The sequence below is a fragment of the Parasphingorhabdus sp. genome (assembly GCF_049667325.1).
Classification (GTDB): domain Bacteria; phylum Pseudomonadota; class Alphaproteobacteria; order Sphingomonadales; family Sphingomonadaceae; genus Parasphingorhabdus.
On record NZ_JBATHY010000214.1, the window covers coordinates 1 to 4,001 of the forward strand.

At 56.2% G+C, this 4,001-nt stretch carries 5 protein-coding genes and 1 pseudogene; 5 read left to right on the forward strand and 1 reads right to left on the reverse strand.

What is annotated here, in order from left to right; genetic code table 11:
- The 4 genes from WBM93_RS09770 to rpsI form a co-directional block, all read left to right on the forward strand.
- The coding region (locus WBM93_RS09770) for a COX15/CtaA family protein (protein WP_424431363.1) at window positions 1-650 on the forward strand (650 nt) is incomplete at its 5' end.
- A complete protein-coding gene (gene cutA, locus WBM93_RS09775; RefSeq protein WP_424431365.1) occupies window positions 647-979 on the forward strand; it encodes a divalent-cation tolerance protein CutA in 333 nt (110 codons plus the stop codon). The genes WBM93_RS09770 and cutA, both read left to right, overlap by 4 nt.
- 138 nt (window positions 980-1,117) lie before the next feature.
- On the forward strand, window positions 1,118-1,597 hold the full coding sequence (rplM, locus tag WBM93_RS09780; protein WP_424431366.1) for a 50S ribosomal protein L13: 480 nt from the start codon (window positions 1,118-1,120) through the stop codon (window positions 1,595-1,597).
- A complete protein-coding gene (gene rpsI / locus WBM93_RS09785; RefSeq protein WP_424431368.1) occupies window positions 1,597-2,136 on the forward strand; it encodes a 30S ribosomal protein S9 in 540 nt (179 codons plus the stop codon). The genes rplM and rpsI overlap by 1 nt, the downstream gene beginning before the upstream one ends.
- Before the next feature lie 57 nt (window positions 2,137-2,193).
- Here rpsI and WBM93_RS09790 read toward each other — a convergent pair whose 3' ends face one another.
- Complete coding sequence (locus WBM93_RS09790; RefSeq protein WP_424431370.1) at window positions 2,194-3,555, reverse strand: lipopolysaccharide biosynthesis protein; 1,362 nt, start codon at window positions 3,553-3,555, stop codon at window positions 2,194-2,196.
- Window positions 3,556-3,717: 162 nt separating this feature from the next.
- Here WBM93_RS09790 and WBM93_RS09795 point away from each other — a divergent pair.
- A pseudogene (locus tag WBM93_RS09795) lies at window positions 3,718-4,001 on the forward strand (threonine synthase); the annotation flags it as partial.

The following is a 4,001-nucleotide window of genomic DNA, read 5'->3' on the forward strand; positions in this document are numbered from 1 at the left end:
GCCTGCGATTGCTGGCCCTGCTCGCTCTCGGCGGGTTGCAGGGCACGATTGGCTGGTGGATGGTCAGTTCGGGCCTCAGCGAACGGACGGATGTCAGCCATTTTCGGTTGGCTGTGCATTTGCTGACCGCGCTTTTTATCCTCGGCGGTCTCGTCTGGACAGCGCTCGACCTTCGCCAATTGGCGGCTGGTAACGCAAGGCCGGCGCGGATGACGGGCTTTGGCATGTTGGTGGTGGCGGTGCTGTTTATCCAGTTGTTGTTTGGGGCTTATACGGCCGGACTGAATGCCGGCTATGTGTCCAACAGCTGGCCGCTGATGAACGACTATTTCATCCCCGGCGGAATTGGTTGGGATAGCGGCGTCTGGGCCGTGCTCAACAATGATCCGTATCTGGTGCATTTCATCCATCGCTGGTGGGCCTGGGTGGCTGTCGGCTTTCTCGTCATTCTGGCGCGGAAAGTTCGTGCTATCGATCGCAGGGCCTCGATCGCGATTCATATTGCTTTTGGTAGCCAGATATTGCTCGGCATCGCAACCGTGATGACCGGGATCAATATCCATCTGGCTGTATTGCATCAGGCTGTCGGCGCACTGGTTGTCGCTTCGACTATCTGGGGCGTGCATCTGATCGGTCGCGAATCCCGATGACCTGGGCGTTATCGCTGATCTATTCGACATTTGGTTCCGAGGAAGAAGCCCGGCGCGTGGCAAAGACCTTGTTGCAGGAGAAACTGATCGCCTGCGCCAATCATTTTGCACCGATAATGTCGCAATATGAATTTCAGGGCGCGTTTCATGAGGATCAGGAGTTTCCAGTATTGCTTAAAACCTCAGAGGAGCTGGTCAAACCGGCGGCGGAGCGCTTGCGGGCCCTGCACAGCTATGACACGCCAGCAATTGTCCATTGGGCGGCCAGCGCTGACAATGCGGACTATGAAAAATGGTTGTTCGATCAGCTAAAAACCCCGCTACGGTAATATTATACCCGCCAGCTAAGCCCCGCTTTCGCTTGACTTGCCGGAAAAACAACGCCAATAGCGCCGCAGTCGGCCGGATCATCGCGTCCGGCTTTTATCATTTTATATCAAATCATTCTCCCAGAAGGAGCAAACCCCATGAAGGGTATCACCAAACAGACCCAGTCGGCGAAGCCAGCTGAAGTCGAAAAGAAATGGCATATCGTTGATGCCGAAGATCTGGTCGTTGGCCGGGCAGCCTCGATTATTGCCAATATTTTGCGCGGCAAGCACAAGCCCAGCTACACACCGCATGTCGATTGCGGCGATCACGTAATCGTGATCAATGCTGAAAAGGTGAAGTTCACCGGCAACAAGACCAAGCAGAAAACCTATTACAAGCACTCCGGTCATCCCGGCGGTATCAGCGGAACCACCGCCGAGAAGATTCTTGAAGGTCGTTTTCCCGAGCGCGTGATGGAAAAAGCTGTCGAGCGGATGATCCCCAAGGGCCCGCTTGGCTTTGCCCAGATGCGTGCATTGCATGTTTTCGCTGGTACCGAGCATCCCTATGCCGGCCAGAACCCGGTGGCGCTCGACGTCGCTTCGATGAACCGTAAGAACAAGGTGGGCTCATAATGTCTGATGTAAAAACCGATCTCGCTGATCTAAAAGATATCGCCGGTCCTGCAGTGGTGGATGCACCAGTTGCTGCGGATGCAGACGCAGAAACCGTAGCCGTTGAACCGCCCGTGTCCACTATGCCATTGCGCGAGCAAGAGCTGGACAAATTTGGCCGTGCCTATGCGACCGGTCGCCGGAAAGACGCGGTAGCCCGGGTTTGGCTGAAGCCCGGCAAAGGCAAGATCACGGTCAATGGCCGCGATCAGGAAACCTATTTTGCGCGCCCGACTTTGCGTCTGGTTCTCAACCAGGTTTTCGCGATTACCGAACGCGAAGGTCAATATGACGTCGACGTAACGGTTAAAGGCGGCGGTCTTTCGGGACAGGCTGGTGCGGTCAAGCACGGCATTTCGCAAGCGCTAACCAAATATGAGCCGACGCTGCGGGCGACGGTCAAGGCGGCAGGCTTCCTGACCCGTGACAGCCGCAAGGTCGAACGGAAGAAATATGGTAAGGCGAAAGCGCGCAAGAGCTTCCAGTTCTCCAAGCGTTAAGCGAAACCCGATCGAAATTCAAAAAGGCGGCCTGCGGGTCGCCTTTTTTTTCGTCTTTTATGGAGTGCGGGGTTTCTGAGCGCGGGCCCGAGGCTGTATGATCGCGGATCGGCTCGAAAAGAACAGGATTATGGTTGTCAGGATCGCGGAGATCAGCATCACCCAAGCAGCGCCGATTGTCCCGAAGGTCGGCAGAAACACTGCCAAGAGCGCCCCGAGCGCGACCAGTCCGGCCAGCCGGGCGACAAGCGCGTTGCGCGCGCGTCCGGCGGCCTGGAGCATGGGTTCCAGGCCGAGACCCGCGAGACTGATGATGGTCGCGGCACCGAGCAGCAGCAATATCGGGAAAGCGGCGAGATATTCGGGCCCGGAAATAAGCCCGATGATGTTTTTGCCCAGCAACAACAAGCCGATGAACAGGACGCCACCGCTGATCGCCGAAACTCGCAAGGATCGCCAGAACAGGGCGCGTAATTCCCGCGATTGACCGATCGCGAACAGTCGCGACAATTCCGCAAACAGGGGCCGGGCGAAGACCTCGGAGAGACGGTTGAGGCTATTGGCAATCTGGTCTGCAAGGCGGAACAGGCCCGCCGCTGCCGGGCCGACGAAAAAGCCGACAATGACGACCACCAGTCGTTCGCGGACCACATTGATCAGATAAGCGAGATTGGTGAACAGCAGGAACGCCAGAAATCCTTTTTGGCTCGGCACGACCATGGTAGCAGCGGCAGCGGGTGGGAGATCGGTTTCGTGGCGACGCCAAACCATCAACCACATCACCACAAAGCTGATAAATTCGGACAGCCCCCAGACAATCAGAAATCCCGTCATAGAAGGTATGGTCAAAAACAGGATCAGCGCTCCGAAGAATCGCACGATGGGAATGATCGCATCGCCGAAAGCATTGCCGCCATAGCGATCCTGTGCGCGCAAGATCCCGATCGGTGTGGACCGGACCGACAGGAAAACGATTACGCCATAGCCCGTGATCGCTTGCACGACAGGGTCGGTCCAACCAAATTGGGATGCACCATAGGGCAGCATCAACCACAGGGCGCCACAAGCAGCGATTCCACCAAGCAGTTCGATCCAGAAATTCTGCCACGACAGTTTTCGAAATTCCCGGTCCTGACCGGCCAATAAATAGGGTACGCCGAATTGCACGACCGCCTGCCAGGTCTGGAGTTTCAAAATTGCGGCAAGAACCTGAACCGCGCCGACAATGACCATGAATTCACCGAAGCCCGCAACGCCCAATGTCCGGGTCAATATGGCGAGATAGAAAATGCTCAGTATCGCGCCTACGCCCTTGGCGGAAAACAGCCAACTGCTGTTGCGGAATACACGGACGAGAGAATCCTCGCTGCGGGACCATTTGGTGAGCATATTGCGCGGCACAGGTTTCGACTTTTCCAATATGTGATCCGGTGGTTGAGCCTCTCTTTATCGCAAAGTTCAGGTTTTTCTATCTCTCTATTGCCAAGATCAGGATTTAACAATCCGGTGCGACTGCCTGATGGATTTCGAAATGCGGATTTTTGGGGTGGTTTGTCGGACGGCTGCTGCTAGCAAGTCTGTATGACCCAGGATAACCGCACAGCAGATATCGCCAATTTTGTCACCCATCTGGAATGCTCCAAAACCGGAGAGGTCCTGCCCGCCGGAACCGTGCATAACCTGTCGCCCGCCGGCGCGCCGATTTTGGTGCGCTATGATCTGGAGGCGGTTGCCGGGCAACTGACCAAGGAAAAACTCGCGGGCAGGCCTGCGGATCTCTGGCGCTATCGCGAACTGTTGCCGGTCAACAGTGCAGCCAATATTGTCTCGCTGGGCGAAGACATGACACCACTGATCACGCTTGA

Bases quoted from the DNA above. Each gene is read 5' to 3' on its own strand.
- cutA (WP_424431365.1), top strand. From the start codon at position 647: ATGACCTGGGCGTTATCGCTGATCTATTCGACATTTGGTTCCGAGGAA.
- rplM (WP_424431366.1), top strand. From the start codon at position 1,118: ATGAAGGGTATCACCAAACAGACCCAGTCGGCGAAGCCAGCTGAAGTC.
- rpsI (WP_424431368.1), top strand. From the start codon at position 1,597: ATGTCTGATGTAAAAACCGATCTCGCTGATCTAAAAGATATCGCCGGT.